The 14623-nt window shown below is 69.4% G+C and carries 15 protein-coding genes; 4 read left to right on the top strand and 11 right to left on the bottom strand.

Going from position 1 to position 14623, the window contains the following annotated elements; genetic code table 11:
- Positions 1–148: 148 nt before the first annotated feature.
- Together GGR16_RS19040 and GGR16_RS19035 are read left to right on the top strand one after the other, a co-directional pair.
- A complete protein-coding gene (locus tag GGR16_RS19040) occupies positions 149–697 on the top strand; it encodes a sigma-70 family RNA polymerase sigma factor (protein WP_019403485.1) in 549 nt (182 codons plus the stop codon).
- Position 698: 1 nt separating this feature from the next.
- Positions 699–1337 (top strand): NrsF family protein, encoded by a 639-nt coding sequence (locus tag GGR16_RS19035; protein WP_019403484.1) that lies wholly within the window; start codon positions 699–701, stop codon positions 1335–1337.
- 16 nt (positions 1338–1353) lie between these two features.
- Here GGR16_RS19035 and GGR16_RS19030 read toward each other — a convergent pair whose 3' ends face one another.
- The 9 genes from GGR16_RS19030 to GGR16_RS18990 form a co-directional block, all read right to left on the bottom strand.
- The gene (locus GGR16_RS19030) at positions 1354–2049 is read right to left on the bottom strand and encodes a TetR/AcrR family transcriptional regulator (RefSeq protein WP_183317640.1); all 696 of its coding nucleotides are present in this window, start codon (positions 2047–2049) and stop codon (positions 1354–1356) included.
- Positions 2050–2225: 176 nt separating this feature from the next.
- Positions 2226–3089: a sugar phosphate isomerase/epimerase family protein gene (locus GGR16_RS19025; RefSeq protein ID WP_183317782.1), complete on the bottom strand. Its 864-nt coding sequence runs from the start codon at positions 3087–3089 to the stop codon at positions 2226–2228.
- A gap of 45 nt (positions 3090–3134) precedes the next feature.
- A complete protein-coding gene (locus GGR16_RS19020; RefSeq protein WP_183317639.1) occupies positions 3135–4319 on the bottom strand; it encodes a dihydrodipicolinate synthase family protein in 1185 nt (394 codons plus the stop codon).
- 17 nt (positions 4320–4336) lie between these two features.
- A complete protein-coding gene (locus GGR16_RS19015) occupies positions 4337–5518 on the bottom strand; it encodes a Gfo/Idh/MocA family protein (protein WP_183317638.1) in 1182 nt (393 codons plus the stop codon).
- Positions 5515–6903: an enolase-like domain-containing protein gene (locus tag GGR16_RS19010; protein ID WP_246373193.1), complete on the bottom strand. Its 1389-nt coding sequence runs from the start codon at positions 6901–6903 to the stop codon at positions 5515–5517. Before GGR16_RS19010 ends, GGR16_RS19015 begins: the two co-directional genes overlap by 4 nt.
- A 4-nt stretch (positions 6904–6907) precedes the next feature.
- Positions 6908–7732: an ABC transporter ATP-binding protein gene (locus GGR16_RS19005; protein WP_183317636.1), complete on the bottom strand. Its 825-nt coding sequence runs from the start codon at positions 7730–7732 to the stop codon at positions 6908–6910.
- An 11-nt stretch (positions 7733–7743) separates the two neighbouring features.
- The gene (locus GGR16_RS19000; RefSeq protein WP_183317781.1) at positions 7744–8706 is read right to left on the bottom strand and encodes an ABC transporter substrate-binding protein; all 963 of its coding nucleotides are present in this window, start codon (positions 8704–8706) and stop codon (positions 7744–7746) included.
- A 108-nt stretch (positions 8707–8814) separates the two neighbouring features.
- Positions 8815–9636, bottom strand: coding sequence for an ABC transporter permease (locus GGR16_RS18995; RefSeq protein ID WP_183317635.1), 822 nt, complete (start codon positions 9634–9636; stop codon positions 8815–8817).
- 236 nt (positions 9637–9872) lie between these two features.
- Complete coding sequence (locus GGR16_RS18990; protein WP_245258930.1) at positions 9873–10697, bottom strand: LysR family transcriptional regulator; 825 nt, start codon at positions 10695–10697, stop codon at positions 9873–9875.
- A 142-nt stretch (positions 10698–10839) separates the two neighbouring features.
- On the opposite strand from GGR16_RS18990, the gene GGR16_RS18985 reads away from it, so the two are divergent.
- Positions 10840–11919, top strand: a complete 1080-nt coding sequence (locus tag GGR16_RS18985) for an alpha/beta fold hydrolase (protein ID WP_183317634.1) — start codon at positions 10840–10842, stop codon at positions 11917–11919.
- Positions 11920–12014: 95 nt separating this feature from the next.
- Here the strand turns inward: GGR16_RS18985 and GGR16_RS18980 are convergent, their stop codons facing one another.
- Entirely contained in the window at positions 12015–12950 is a 936-nt protein-coding gene (locus GGR16_RS18980; RefSeq protein ID WP_183317633.1) for a dihydrodipicolinate synthase family protein, read from the bottom strand.
- A gap of 125 nt (positions 12951–13075) precedes the next feature.
- Between GGR16_RS18980 and GGR16_RS18975 the strand changes: the two genes are divergently transcribed.
- On the top strand, positions 13076–13939 hold the full coding sequence (locus GGR16_RS18975; RefSeq protein ID WP_183317632.1) for a LysR family transcriptional regulator: 864 nt from the start codon (positions 13076–13078) through the stop codon (positions 13937–13939).
- Here the strand turns inward: GGR16_RS18975 and GGR16_RS18970 are convergent.
- The gene (locus GGR16_RS18970) at positions 13936–14619 is read right to left on the bottom strand and encodes a PIG-L deacetylase family protein (RefSeq protein WP_019403471.1); all 684 of its coding nucleotides are present in this window, start codon (positions 14617–14619) and stop codon (positions 13936–13938) included. The genes GGR16_RS18975 and GGR16_RS18970 overlap by 4 nt on opposite strands.
- Positions 14620–14623: the final 4 nt, after the last annotated feature.

Raw genomic sequence — 14623 nt, 5'->3', positions numbered from 1 at the left:
CGCACAAACCCATTCGGGCGGGAGCGCCGGGGTGTTACATCCTCCCGGCTACACGAAGTCGTGAACCGTCAGGGCGATTGACCTCGATGAAACTTTGCCGCTCCCCGTAACAGCGGGCCGCCGGCGGACGAAGGGGAGGAAGAGGCGCTTGGACGAAACCGGCGACAGCGAACTCGCCCGGCTCATGCGGGCCGCGCTCGCGGGCGACGAGAAGGCCTACCGCGCCTTCCTGGGGCGGGCCGGTGATCTGGTGCGCCGCTTCGCCCGCCGCAGGATCGTCGACGGCGCCATCGACCCGGAGGACATCGTGCAGGAGACGCTGCTCGCCATCCATCTCAAGCGCCATACCTGGCGGGCCGACATGCCGATCGAGCCCTGGATCGCCGCGATCGCGCGGCACAAGCTGGTCGATGCCTTCCGGCGCCGTGGCCGGCACGTGGACGTCGATATCGACGCCATGGCCGAGACCTTCGCGGCACCGGTGGCCGAGACGTTGGCGCAGCGCGAGGTCGACCGGGCGCTCGATACGCTGTCACCGGGACAGCGCACGGTCGTCGCCGCCGTGTCGCTCGACGGCCGCTCCATCCGCGAGACGGCCGAACAGCTCGGCATGAGCGAGGGGGCGGTGAGGGTGGCGCTGCATCGGGGCCTCGCGGCCATCGCGAAACATTTCGGCAGGCGGCACGGACGTGACTGACATGGATACCGAGGATCTCATCAAGGCGCTTGCCGCGGACACGCGCCGCCCGCGCCTCTCACTGCCGGCCACCTGGTGGGCCGCCGCCGGTCTCGCCGCCCTCGTCGCCGCCGTCGTCTTCATGCTGACGCTCGGGCCGCGGCCCGATTTCGCGGCGGCGGCCGAGACCCCGCGCTTCCTCCTGAAGTTCGTCGTCGCTGCCGCCCTCGCCGCCGCCGCCTTCGGCGCGGTGCGCTCGCTGTCGCGGCCCGGCGCCGACTGGCGGCCGGCAGCGGCCTGCCTCGCCGCCGTCGCGGCACTCCTCGTGACGGCTGTCGTTGCAGAGCTCGCCGTCCTGCCGCGAGCCCTGTGGGCGACGCGGCTCGTCGGCACCAACAGCCTCGTCTGCCTCACCTACATCCCGCTCATCGGCCTCGGCCCGCTCGCCGTCTTCCTCGCGGCCCTGCATCACGGCGCACCGACGCGGCCGCGGCTCGCCGGCGCCATGGCGGGTCTGCTCGCCGGCGGCCTCGCCGCCGTCTTCTATGCGGCACACTGCCCCGACGATTCCCCGCTCTTCGTGGCGACCTGGTACACGATGGCCATTGCCGGGCTCGCGGCGCTCGGCGCCCTCGCCGCCCGGCGCCTGGCGCGCTGGTGAGCAGGAGGCGTGGCCGTCAGGCCCGGATGCCCGCCAGGATGAGATCGACAACGTGGGCGCGGCGCTCGGCGATCTGCTTCTTCGACATCAGGTCGCGGTCGAGGATCACCGACAAGGTGAAGATGTTGGAGAAATAGAAGAAGGACACGCCGGCAATCGAGATCCACAGCTGCGCCGGGTCGATGCCGCTGCGGAAGACGCCGGCCGCCACGCCCTTGTCGAGGATGTCCTGGAGCATGCCGATGAGCGGCGAGTGCATCGTCTTGATGCGCGTCGAGCCCTTGAGATGGCGCGCCTGGTGCAGGTTCTCGCTGTTGAGCAGGTTGATGAAGGTGCGCTCGCCGATGAAGGAATCGAAGGTGAAAGCGACGAGCGCCCGCATCGCCTTCTCCGGCGCGAGCTGCTCGAGATGCAGGCGCAGCTCGGCCGTGCGCACGCGCTCGTAGGCCGCCTCGAGCACGGCGAGCCACAGCCCGCGCTTCGAGCCGAAATAGTGATAGATCATGCGCCGGTTGGCGCCCGAGCGCTTGGCGATGGCGTCGATGCTCGCACCGGCGAAGCCGCGCGATGAGAATTCCACCGTCGCGGCGGCGAGAATGTTGCCGCGCGTGCGCTCGGGATCGCGCGTGCGCACCTCGCGCTTCACCGCGGCGCCTTCGGGCGCCGCTGCGGTCTCGGCGGCCGACGCCGGGCCGGCCTTCGTCTTCGTCATGCCGTCGTTACGCTCCACTGCCCCTGAAGCCTATTCCGATCCGATCGGGTCGGAATAGGCCTCTTAACTCGTGATAGTGGGCGCATGTCGCTGGCGCGGATTTTCGGTTCTACGCCGAGCCGCCGGCCGCTTCGGCCGGAAAAAGCTCTCGCGCGACGAAAGACGTTCCGCCCTCTTCAGACCGTGGACCGGTGGCGGGCGATACAGGTCGCCAGCACCTCGTCCATCGGCCTTGCCCACCAGTCCTCGGAAAAGATCTCGACTTCCGCATAACCCGCGTAGCCCACCGCTTCAACTGCGGCGCGGATGGGTTTGAGGTCGATGACGCCATCGCCCATCATGCCGCGGTCGAGAAGTAAGTCACGCGTCGGCACCAGCCAGTCGCAGACGTGATAGGCGAGCATGCGCTCGCGCCCGGCCCGCGCGATGCCGGCGAAGAGGTCCGGATCCCACCACAGGTGATAGACGTCGCAGGCGACGCCGAGGAAACCGCTGCGGCCGGGATCGAGCCGGTCGCAGATGTCGAGCGCCTGGCCGAGCGTGTTCACGCAGGCGCGGTCGGCGGCGTACATCGGGTGCAGCGGCTCGATGGCGAGCGGCATGCCGACAGAGCGGGCATAGTCCAGCAATTCGCCGATGCCGTCCTCCACCATGGCACGCGCCGCGCCGAGGTCCTTCGACGGGGCCGACCCCGGCCGCGAATATTGCGGCAGCCCGCCGACGACAAGGACGAGGCAGGGCGCTCCAAGGGCTTTCGCCTCGTCGACGGCGCGGCGGTTGTCGTCGCGCATCTCCGCAAGATGCGCCGCATCGCTCGGGAACATGCCGCCGCGGCAATAGCCGGAGAGTTCGAGCCCGGCCGCCTTGACGGCAGCGACCGCCCGGTCGAGCCCAACGGCCGCCACCTGGTCACGCCACGGCGAGATGGCGCGGATCTCCGCCCGCGCGCAGGCGTCGATGATGGCGAGAAGATCGCCCTGCTTGCGCACGGTGGCCGTGTTGATCGACAGGAAGCGGTGGTCCCGCGAAAAGTCGCGCATGGCGGAGGCGCTTGCCGCGGCGGGAGAGGCAGTGCGATTCATGCGTCACCCTTCCACGCCGTGCGTCGCGAGCACGTGGCGCATGCGCCTGACCGCGAGGGCCGGCTCGCGCAGCAGGCCCGCCGCATCGGCGAGCCGAAAGAGCTCGGCGAGATGCAGCGTCGAGCGCGCGCTCTCCTGGCCGCCGACCATGGTGAAATGGTCCTGCCAGCCGTTGAGATAGGCCATGAAGACGACGCCCGTCTTGTAGAAGCGCGTCGGCGCCCGGAAGATGTGGCGTGACAGCGGCACCGTCGGCGAGAGGATGTCGTGGAAGGTCGCTTCGTCCCCCTCGGCGAGGCTGACGAGCGCGGCCGAGGCTGCCGGCGCGATGGCATCGAAGATGCCGAGCAGCGCGTCGGAATAGCCCTTGTCGTCACCGGCGATCAGTTCGGCATAGTTGAAGTCGTCGCCCGTATACATGCGCACGCCCGGCGCAAGGCGCCGGCGCATGTCGATCTCGCGGTCCTTGTCGAGCAGCGAGATCTTCACGCCGTCGACCTTGGCCGCATGGGCGTTGATGATGGAAACCGCCGTGTCCATCGCCGCTGCGAGATCGCGCGTGCCCCAATAGCCGGCGAGCGCGGGATCGAACATGTCGCCGAGCCAGTGGATGATGACGGGCTCGCGCGCCCCCGTCAGCAGCCGGTCGTAGACGCGCACGTAGTCGTCGGGCCCCGCCGCCACGCGGGCGAGCGCCCGCGAGCACATGAGGATGATGCGCCCGCCGACCTTCTCGATGGCCTCGAACTGCGTCTCGTAGGCCGCGATCACCTCGTCGACGCTCTTCACCGCGGCAAGGTCGAGATGGTCCGTGCCGGCGCCGGAGAAGACGAGCGCCCCGCCGCGCGCCTTCGCCGCCGCGACCGAGCGCGTGATGAGATCGAGCGAGGTCGGCCAGTCGAGGCCCATGCCGCGCTGGGCCGTGTCCATGGCCTCGGCGACGCCGAGGCCGAGGTCCCACAGGTGCTCCCGGTAGGCGATGGTGCGGTCCCAGTCGATGGCGCAGTCGAGCCACGGGTCCGCCTCGCGCAGCGGATCGGCTACGACATGCGCCGCCGAGAAGGCGACGCGGTTCATGGGGCCGGCCGCGCGCTCGGGGAAGTCGCGCGGCGCGCGCGGCCGGAAGGTCTCGAGCGACCGGTCGGCGCGCGGCAGGCGGATGGTGAGGCTCTGGTCGACGACGTTCATGGCCTGTTTCCCTGCCCTCACTCGGCTGCCTGAGCCCGCGCCGCCTTCAGCGGCAGCGGCGGCACGTCGACCCAGCGGCGCTCGCGCCAGCTCTCGAGCGCGCATTCGACGAGCTGCACGCCCTTGGCGCCCTCGTGCAGCGTGTACTTGTAGGGCGCGCCCTCGACGACATGGCGGACGAACATCTCCCACTGGGTCTTGAAGCCGTTGTCGTAGACCGCGGTGTCCGGCACCGGCTGCCAGTCGGCATAGAAGTCGTGCGTCTGCTTCTGGTCCGGGTTCCACACCGGCCGGGGCGTGCCCTGGCGGGCCTGCATGACGCAATCGGTCAGGCCTGCCACCGCCGAGCCGTGCGTGCCGTCGACCTGGAAGGTGACGAGGTCGTCGCGGTAAACCCGCACGCACCAGGACATGTTGATGTGGGCGATGACGCCGCCGTCGAGCTCGAAGGTGGCATAGGCCGAGTCATCCGCCGTCGCCGGATAGGACTTGCCCCGCTCGTCGACGCGCGCCGGGATGTGGGTGGCGCCGAGGCAGGAGACGGCCTTCACCTCGCCGAAGAGGTTGTCGAGCACGTAGCGCCAGTGGCAGACCATGTCGAGGATCATGCCGCCGCCGTCCTCGTTGCGGTAGTTCCAGGACGGGCGCTGCGGCGCCTGACCCCAATCGCCCTCGAAGACCCAGTAGCCGAACTCGCCGCGCACCGAGAGCATCCGGCCGAAGAAACCGGAATCGCGCAGAAACTTCAGCTTCTGCAGGCCGGGCAGGAAGAGCTTGTCCTGCACCACGCCGTGCTTCACGCCCTTGGCGTCGGCGAGCTCGCAGATCCTGAGCGCCTTGGAGAAGTCGGTGGCGATCGGCTTCTCGCAATAGATGTGCTTGCCGGTGGCGATCGCCTTCTCCAGCAGTTCCGGCCGCATCTGCGTCGTCGCCGCGTCGAAGAAAATGGTGTCGTCGGGATTGGCGATGGCGGCGTCGAGGTCCGTCGTCCAGCGGGCGATGCCGTGGGCTTTGGCGAGCGCCTCGACCTTCTCGGCATTGCGGCCGACGAGGATGGGGTCGAGCTGCACGCGCGAGCCGTCCGACAGCGGCACGCCGCCCTGCGCGCGGATGGCGGCGACCGAGCGGATGAGATGCTGGTTGAGCCCCATGCGGCCGGTGATGCCGTGCATGACGATGCCGAGAGTACGCTGGCTCATGATGTCTGCCCTTCGAGGATGGATTGGGAAGTGAGGCGCGCGAGGCTGCCCCAGATGGGTTCGGCGCCGCCGGCGAGGCCGGGAACGCGGAAGAGGGAACGGGTGGCGAGCGCGCCGCTGCCGGTCGCAAGCCGCAGGCGGCCGCCGCGCTCCTCGTAGAGGTCGGGATGGGCGGCGGCGAAGGCCTCCGCCTCTTCCGCCGGCGCCGGCCCGAAGCCGTCGACATAGTGATGACCGTTGCGCTCGACGTGGCCGAGGCCGAGGAGCGCGACGAGCGCCGTGTCCTGCTGCACGCCGAGGCCGGCCTGGCAGGTGAGGTCTTCACCACTCAGGAAGCAGTGACCGGGGCGCCCTGCGGCCTCGTTCAGCGCCCGGGCCCGCACGGCATTGAGGAGCGACTTGTAGAGGCCCTTGCAGGCCTTGGACGAGACGCCGCGATAGCCGCGCGCCATCGCCTGCGGAAAGGCATCGTAGGTGCCGTCCGCCTCGTCGATGATGAAGGCCATGCCCTCAGCGACGTCGCCGAGGTCGTGGGCGAGGGTCGTGGCACGGTCGAGCGGCTGCTCGACATACATCAGCCGCTCGCGCAGGGGAGCAAGGGCCGCATCGGACGTGAGCGCCTCGACGAGCGCCGCGAGGCCGGGAAGGTCGTATTGCTCGTTGGCGTCGAGCGTCACGCCCGTGATGGTGCCCGCCCGCGCCATGATGCCAGCGATCTCGGCTAGGCGCGCCCGGTCCTGCGCAACGTCGCCGCCGAGCTTGAGCTTGAGGTAGCGGAGCGACGAGCGCGCGATCTCGCCGGGCAGCTCCGCAAGGTCGTCGCCGAGGCCGACCGTCCAGCGCAGGGCAACCTCCGCCCGCGGCGCGAGACCGGCGAGGAAGTCGTCGATCCGCCCGGCCTCGATGTCCGGCGTCAGCCGCGCATCGAGCCCCGGCAGGTTGCGCCTGAGACCCGTCGCGGCGTCGACGCCGAGCGCCTTGAACAGGGCATCGAGGATCGCCTTGTCGATGACGGCGGGGCCGTAGCCGCGCACCAGCGCCGGCGCCGCATCCTGCGCCGTCGCGCCGACCGTGCGGGCATGATGCCCGAAGGCCGTGTCGAAGCCGCGGGCATCGCGATACACCGCCGCGGCCCGCGTGAGCCCGGCGCGCAGGTCGTCGATGGTGTCGGCCGGGCTCTTCGCCGGATTCTTGTCGAACCACTTCGGCATCATCATCTCGGCCGCGGCGCCCGTCGCGATGCCGTGGCCCTCGACCTCGGCGGTGACGCGCACGAAGGCCTGCGGCGCCGCCGTCACGCTCACCGCGCCGAAGCGGAAGGCATGCGTGAACGGCATGAGCCGCTCGAAACAGGCAATGTCGAGGAGGCGAAGCCGTGGGGCCATGGCGTCAGTCCAATGCGCCGCGGGCATAGAAGTGCCCGCGGATTTCCTTGGTGATCTCGGCGAAGGACCGCTCGCCCATCATCTCCAGCGAACGCGGCCGCGGCAGGTCGACCTTGTAGATCGCCTCGACCGTGCCGGGACGCGACGACATCACCACCACCCGGTCGGCCAGGAACACCGCCTCCGGGATCGAGTGGGTGATGAAGATGATGGTCTTGTTGGTCTCGCCGTGGATGCGCTGCAATTCGAGATTCATGTGCTCGCGCGTCATGGCGTCGAGCGCGCCAAACGGCTCGTCCATCAGGAGCAGCGCCGGGTCGTGCACCAGCGCCCGGCAGATGGCGGCGCGCTGCTGCATGCCGCCCGAGAGCTGCCAGGGATACTTGTCCTCGAAGCCCTTGAGGCCCGCCGTCTCGAGCAGTTGGTGCGCCCGGGCGAGATGCGTGGCGCGGTCGAGGCCGCGCACCTCGACGGGCATCATGACGTTGCGCAGCAGCGTGCGCCAGGCGAGCAGGACCGGGCTCTGGAAGACGATGCCGACATTGTCCGGCGGCTCGCGCACCGCCTCGCCGTCGATGCGCACCTCGCCCTCGGTCGGCGCGATGAGGCCGGCGAGAAGCTTCAGGAGCGTGGACTTGCCGCATCCCGAGGGGCCGACGACGGCGATGAACTCGCCCTCGTCGACGTCCAGATCGACCGGGGACAGGGACGGCACGTCCCCGGCCCGCGTGCGGTAGGTCTTGCTCAGGCCGCGGATCTCGATGAGACGGCGCGTCCCGGCCGGCTCGTCCCGGCTGATCACGGTGAAGCGGCGCGCGGCGGCAGGCATCGCGGCACCCCTCACTGGCTCGCCGCCGGCAGGAAGTCGTTCGTGTAGAACGCCTTCGGATCCCCGGCCGACGCCGCCTCGACGCCGCCGTACTGCACCAGGAGATCGACCGTGTCGGCCATGATCTTGTCGCTCACGCGCCACGGCCGCTGCCCCTTGGTCTCGTCCGTGTGATAGAGCGGTATCGTCAGCTCGAAGCCTTCCTGCAGGGTCTCCTTCTTGCCCGCCTTGGGCAGGGCCTCGAGCACGGCCTCGGCCGCCTCGGCCGAGTGCTTCTCGGCATATTCGATCGACTTCGTCGCGGCCGCCATGAAGCGGCGCACGAGATCGGCGTTCTCACCGAGCATGTCCTTGTGCACGAAGATGCCGGACGAGACCATGTTGATCCCGTAGTCGGCAAACATCACAGGGAAGACATCCTTGCCGGTGGCGTCCTTGATCTTCATGCTCTGGTCCATGGCATAGCCGAGGAGCACGTCGGCGCGCCCGTTGATGACGGCGTTGAGCTTCGTCTGGGCGTCGCCGGAGACGACCTGGAAATCGCCCTCCTTGAGGCCCGTGCGCTTGAGGAACAGGGGCCAGATCTGCGACATGGAATCGCCGGGCGTCATGGCGACGGTCTTGCCCTTGATGTCGTCGGGCGTGCGGATGTTCTTCTCGGAAAAGCCCATGACGGACATGGGGCTCTTCTGCAGGGCGATGCCCGTGGCGACGACCGGCGCGCCCTTCACGGCGGCGCGGATCATGGTCGGCACGTCGGCATAGCCGAAGGGCACCGTCTTGGCCGCCACCGCCTGCACGGTCAGCGCCGAGCCCCTCCCCTCCTGGATGTCGAGGTCGATGCCCTCCTCCGCGAAGAAGCCTTTCTTCTTGCCGAGATAGAACGGCGCGTGCTCGCCGTAGACATACCAGTTGAGCAGCAGCACCGCCTTGTCGGCGGCCTCGGCCTGCGCGCCTGCGAGAAACGCCGCCATACCCGCCAGGGACAAGATCTTCACAAACCGGGCCTTCAACATGATGTCCTCCCCATGAGCTCTGTCAGAGCGTTGCTTTGGTGCTCCCGTCTTGGCGCGGGATGAGGATCAGGCTGTCGCGATGACGTCGGCGCGCTGGCTCGCGTGCCAGGGCACGGCGAGGCGCTCGACGAGGTCGATGGTCCAGAACAGGACGACGCCGATGAGGGCGAGGATGGTGAGCGCCGCGAACATCGTCGGCAGCTCGAAATTGCCGATGGAGCGCTGCAGCACGAAGCCGATGCCGGAATTGGCGCCGACGAACTCGCCGACGACGGCCCCGACGACGGCGAGCGTCACCGACACCTTGAGGCCGGAGAAAATCGACGGCAGCGCGTGCGGCAGGCTGACGATCATGAAGGTCTGCAGCCAGGAGGCCTTCACCGAGCGGGCGAGGTCGCGCATGTCCGGCTCGACCGACTTGAAGCCCTGCACGCCGGCGACGACGACGGGGAAGACGCCGAGCAGGAAGGCGGAGATGACCTTCGGCGCCATGCCGAAGCCGAACCAGACGACGAGCAGCGGCGCCACCGCCACCTTCGGGATCGACTGCGAGAAGACGAGCAGCGGATAGAGATAGGCCTCCACCGTGCGCGAGCCGGCGATGAGCATGGCGAGCGGGATGCCGACGGCGACCGACAGGGCAAAGCCGCCGATGGTGGCGATCGTCGTCGGCACGGATTCGGCGAGCAGCATGTCGCGCTCGTGGACGAGGACGAGGATGACGTCCCACGGCTTGGGCACGAGATAGGGCGGGATGGCGAAGAGCCTAACCGCCAGCTCCCACAGGACGACGATGACGACGATGAGACCGACCGGCCGCACCCAGGCCGAATCGAGCCATTGCACAAGGGTGCGTCCGCTCGCACGAGAACCCGCGGCACGGGCCATGGCGCCTTCCTCCCCAGACGAAGCGCGAGAATCGCGCACGGCGTGTGATCACGCTCTTAAGTAACTCATCAGGTAGTTACTATTGGACGAGAGCGGCGGACTGTCAAGCACCGCCCGGGCAAGGGGCGTGCCGCTGTGGCACCTCGCGCGCCCGGCGTGGTCTATGGCCGGTCCGGCGCAAGGGATGAGACCGCCAGCGGCAATGGGATCGCCGACCCAGGCACGACGGACGATCGTCAGATCGCCTGGCGGAAAAGCTCCCATACCCGCCGGACGACAGGCGGCTGCGCCCCGCGCCGCGCGATCATCGAGAGCGAGAAGGCCGGCACGGCCGCGTCCGCGATCGCAGCATAGCGGACCCCGTCAAAAGCGACCCGCCGGATCGATTCCGGCAAGAGCGCTGCGCCGAGGCCCGCCGAGACGAGCGACAGCATCGTCAGCGCCCGTGTCGCTTCCTGCACGACCTGCACTTCGATCCCGGCATTGGTGAAGCTGTCCATGATGCAGGCGTGCAGCACCGGGCCCTGGGCCGGCGGAAAGAGGATCAGCCCGCAGGCGGCGATCTGTTCCAGACTGACAGGTCCCGTTCCTCCATCGTCGGGCAGGGCCGCCACGCTCGTCTCGGCGGGCAATTCGAGGACGGCCAGGCGCTCGCCCGTTCCGAGGGGAGGATGGGCAAAGCCGATGTCGATCGCGCCTGCGGCAAGGGCATCGAGTTGCTCGTTGGTCGACATTTCGACCAGCCTCGGCTTCACGCCCGGAAGCGCCTGCCGCAGCCGGCCGAGGCGCCTCGGCAGGTGGTGATAGAGGGCTGCCGAGACGAAGCCGATCCTGACCTCGCCGGCGGCGCCGTGCTCGGCGGCCCTTGCGAGAGCGAAGGCTGCATCGGCATGCTGGAGGGAGGCGCGGGCCTCATCGAGAATGGCGATTCCGGCCCGCGTGAGGGTCAGCCGCCTGTTCGCCCGATCGAAAAGACGGACGCCGAGCTCCCTTTCCAGCCTGGCGATCGACTGGCTGAGCGGCGGCTGCGCCATGCCGAGGCGCGCTGCCGCTTGTCCCATGTGCAGTTCCTCGGCGACGGCCAGGAAGTGGCGAAGATGGCGAAGCTCCATATCGCCACGATATCAAAACCCATCAGATGCATCATCGATCGAGGCGCTTCGGCCCGTCATCTTCCCCGGATCACAGTCGAGGGAAGACGCGATGACCCGATTAGCTACGCTCATCCTGGCAGGTGCACTCATGGGACCGGTCGCGACAGCTGCCTCCCAGCCCCCGGTCGAAAGGACCGACCAGTACGTTGATCTGCCGTCCGGCGAGCGCCTTTTCGTCCGGGAAGTGCGCAGCCCCGGCGGGCCCGCCGAGATCGCTTCGGCCGTCCTTCTCATCCATGGGGCGCGGGTGCCCGGCGTGGCGTCCTTCGATCTTCCGGTGCCCGGAGGCTCCCTGGCAGCCGACCTCGCCGAAGCAGGCCACGCCGTCTACATCCTCGACCTGCGCGGCTACGGTGGATCGAGCAGGCCGGCGGCGATGGAGCGGCCGCGAGCCGAAGCTGAGCCCTTGATGCGGACCGAGGATGCGGTGACGGACATCGCCGCCGCGATCGACGCCATCATCGGCTGGAGCGGAGACCCGCAGGTCGGCATCATCGGCTGGGCGACCGGAGGGCATTGGGCCGGCGCCTATGCGGCGAGATATCCGCAAAAGGTCGAGCGGCTCGTCCTCTACAACACGCTCTATGGTGGCTCGCGCGAACACAAGTCGCTCGGCCACGGCTCGCCGCTCGAGGATCCCGCGAGGCCGGGGCACTTCAATGCGGCAGCCTACGGCGCCTATCGCCTCAATACCGGGGCAAGCCTGTTGCCGGCATGGGACAACAGCATTCCGATGCCCGACAAGGCCTCCTGGCGGGACGAACGCGTCAAGCAGGCCTATGTCGAGGCCGCGCTGGCCTCCGACCCGACGTCGCAGAGCCGCGAGCCGCCAAGCTTCCGCTCTCCGAGCGGCGCCATGGCCGACAGCTTCGAACTGGCGACCGGCGAGCGGCAGTGGTCCGCATCCGCGCTCAGCATGCCCGTGCTCGTGCTACGCTCGGAGGCCGACTTCTGGAGCCGGCCGGAGGATGCGCTGGCGATCGCCGGCGAAGCGCCGCAAGCGGAGCTCGTCGCGATCCCCGACGCGACGCATTTCGTGCATCTCGACAGGAGCGAAAGCGGCCGCGCCGCCTTCCTCGGCGCCGTGACACGCTTCCTTGCACCATCTGCGGCTTCGCAGCAGGACTGATCGAGGCAAGCCCGGGGCGTCGGCCCGTCGCGGCCTCGCGCCCGACGCTCTGCAACGGCCGTCCCCTGACAGGGCCGGCGCGGTGCGAAACGGCGTCAGACGAGCCCGGCAGCGCGCGGGTCGCGGGTGGCGAGGCGCTTGAGGAGATAGTCGATCTCGGCCACGGCCGCCTCGGAAAGGCGGCCCGCCGGCTTGCGCTGCGCATCGGAGGCGAGGATGCCGCGGCGCATCATGACATATTTGCGCACGGCGAGGCCGACGCCCGGCTGCTGCTCGTAGCGGAGCAGCGGCAGATGCGCGTCGAAGATGTCATGGGCCGCATCGCGCTCGCCGCGCGCCTGCAACCGGACGACGTCGATCAGCATCTCGGGGAAGGCATAGCCGGTGTTGGCGCCGTCGGCGCCGCGCTCCACCTCGAAATCGAGGAAGAGGCCGCCGTTGCCGCACAGGATCGCAATCGGCCGCATGGACCCGTCCTGCTGGAAGCGGCGCAGCGTCGAGATCTTCTCGAGGCCCGGCCAGTCCTCGTGCTTCAGCATCACGCAGGAGGGATTGTCCATGACGATGCGGCGGATGACGCCGGGCGTCATGACGACCGAAAGCGTCAGCGGATAATCCTGGATGACGAAGGGGATGTCGGTGCCGATCGCCTCCACCGCCTGGGCGTAATAGGTGACGATCTGGTCGTCGGTGCGCAGCGACGAGGGCGGCGCGATCATCACGCCGGCGGCGCCAAGGTCCATGACCGAGCGCGCCATGGCGCGCATGGCGGCGAAGCCCGGCGCCGAGACGCCGACGATGACGGGAAGATTGCCGACGCGCGCGATGCAGCGCTTGACGAGGGCAACCGATTCCTCGGCCTCAAGCTTGGGCGCCTCGCCCATGATGCCGAGCACGGTGAGGCCGTCGGCGCCGATCTCGCGATAGAAGTCGAACAGCCGGTCGACGCTCGCCCAGTCGATCTCGCCCGACGGGGAAAAGGGCGTCGGCGCGATCGGGAACACGCCGCGGGCTTCGTTGGTGAGGGGCATCGTCGTCTCCATGGCCGGCGTTCGGGCAGCTTCCAGGATAGCGCCCTTCCCGGCCACTCATGGCCGCTGGCCGTTCGAAATAAAATCTCTATTGTTGTTTCTTCAAACGATAGATTTCCTGTTCGATGGACACGCGCTTCCTCGAGAGTTTCGTCGCCGTGGCGGACCACGGCTCCATGGCCGAGGCCGCACGGCGCCTCGCCATCACGCCCGCCGCCGTGGCCCAGCGCATCAGGGCGCTCGAGGCCGAGCTCGGCACCTCCCTCCTTGCCCGCGCCGGGCGCACCATGCAGCCGACGGAAGCGGGAGCCGTCGTCATCGAGCGGGCGCGCCTCCTCCTCAACGACGAGCGCGAGCTCAAGGCGCTCGCCCTCGCCGACACGCCGGCCGGCGAGCTGCGCATCGGCGCTATCGCCACCGCCGTCACCGGCCTTCTGCCAGGCGTGCTGGCGCGGCTCGCGGCCAACCATCCGCAGGTCGAGATCTATGTGCAGCCGGGCAATTCGATCGAGCTTTATGATCGGGTAATCGGCGGCGAGCTCGATGCGGCGCTCATCGTCGAGCCGCCCTTCGCGCCGCCCAAGACCCACGCCTTCGCCCTGCTGCGGGAGGAGCCAATCGTCCTCGTCGCGCCGCACGGGCGGGCGGGAGAGGACCCGCTGCGGCTCCTCGCGCGCGAGCCCTTCATCCGCTACGACCGCAACCACTGGGGCGGTCGGCTGGTCGATGGCGCGCTGCGCCGGCTCGGCATCCGCCCGCGCGAGTGCTTCGAGCTCGACGCGCTCGATGCCATCGCGGTGCTGGTCGATCGCGGGCTCGGCGTCGCTCTGCTGCCCGACTGGCCGCCGCCCTGGCCCGAGGGGCTCGCCATCGCCAAGCTGCCGGTGCCGCGTCTCGCCGTCACCCGGCGCATCGGGCTGATCTGGCCGCGCAACTCGCGGCGCCGGCGGCTGATCGAGGCGCTCATCGGCGAGGCGCGCGGGCGCTAGCGGGATAACGGCCGGCCGAGCGGGCGCAGCGGCGGCGCCGGCGGCAGCAGGCCGCGAATGTCGCTGAAGGGAAAGCGCGGCGAGAAGGAGAAGGCCTCCGCATAGGCGCAGCCGTCATAGCCGCACTGCAGCGCCCGAAAGCGGTTCCAGCCCGTCACCGCCTCGACGAAGCGCTGCGGCCGCTGCGAGGCATGCGCCGCGATGGCCGCGCATTTGGCGGCGAAATGGGCCGAGATGTCGACATAGATCGTCGGCGCGGCATCGACCCCGAGGAGGGTGTCGGCGAAGAGCACCGGCACGCGGAAGCGCGCGGCGTCGCTCACCAGATGGCTGAGCGCCCGATGGTCCGGGTGATAATCGTTCGGCGCGTGTGTCACGATGAGGTCGGGCGCCGTCTCCTCGATCAGGGCGGCGATGCGGCCGGGCACCGCCCGGTCGTCGGCGAGGGCGCCGTCCGGCGCGTCGAGGAAGACCGGCGTGACGCCGAGGACGGCCGCGCCGGCCAGCGCCTCGGCCCGGCGGGTGCGGCGCAGAGCCTCCTTCTCCCCCTCCCCTCCGGCGGCGCCGTCCGTCGCGATCGCCCAGCCGATGTCGTGGCCGCCGGCACGGTAGGTGGCGAGGAGGCCGAAGAAGAAGATCTCGACGTCGTCCGGATGGGCGCCGAAGCCGATGATGCGCATCGTT

It is taken from the genome of Chelatococcus caeni, from assembly GCF_014196925.1.
In the GTDB taxonomy this organism is placed as follows: domain Bacteria; phylum Pseudomonadota; class Alphaproteobacteria; order Rhizobiales; family Beijerinckiaceae; genus Chelatococcus_A; species Chelatococcus_A caeni.
The sequence above is the reverse complement of the archived record's forward strand: the minus strand, read 5'-3'. Positions and strand labels throughout refer to the sequence as shown.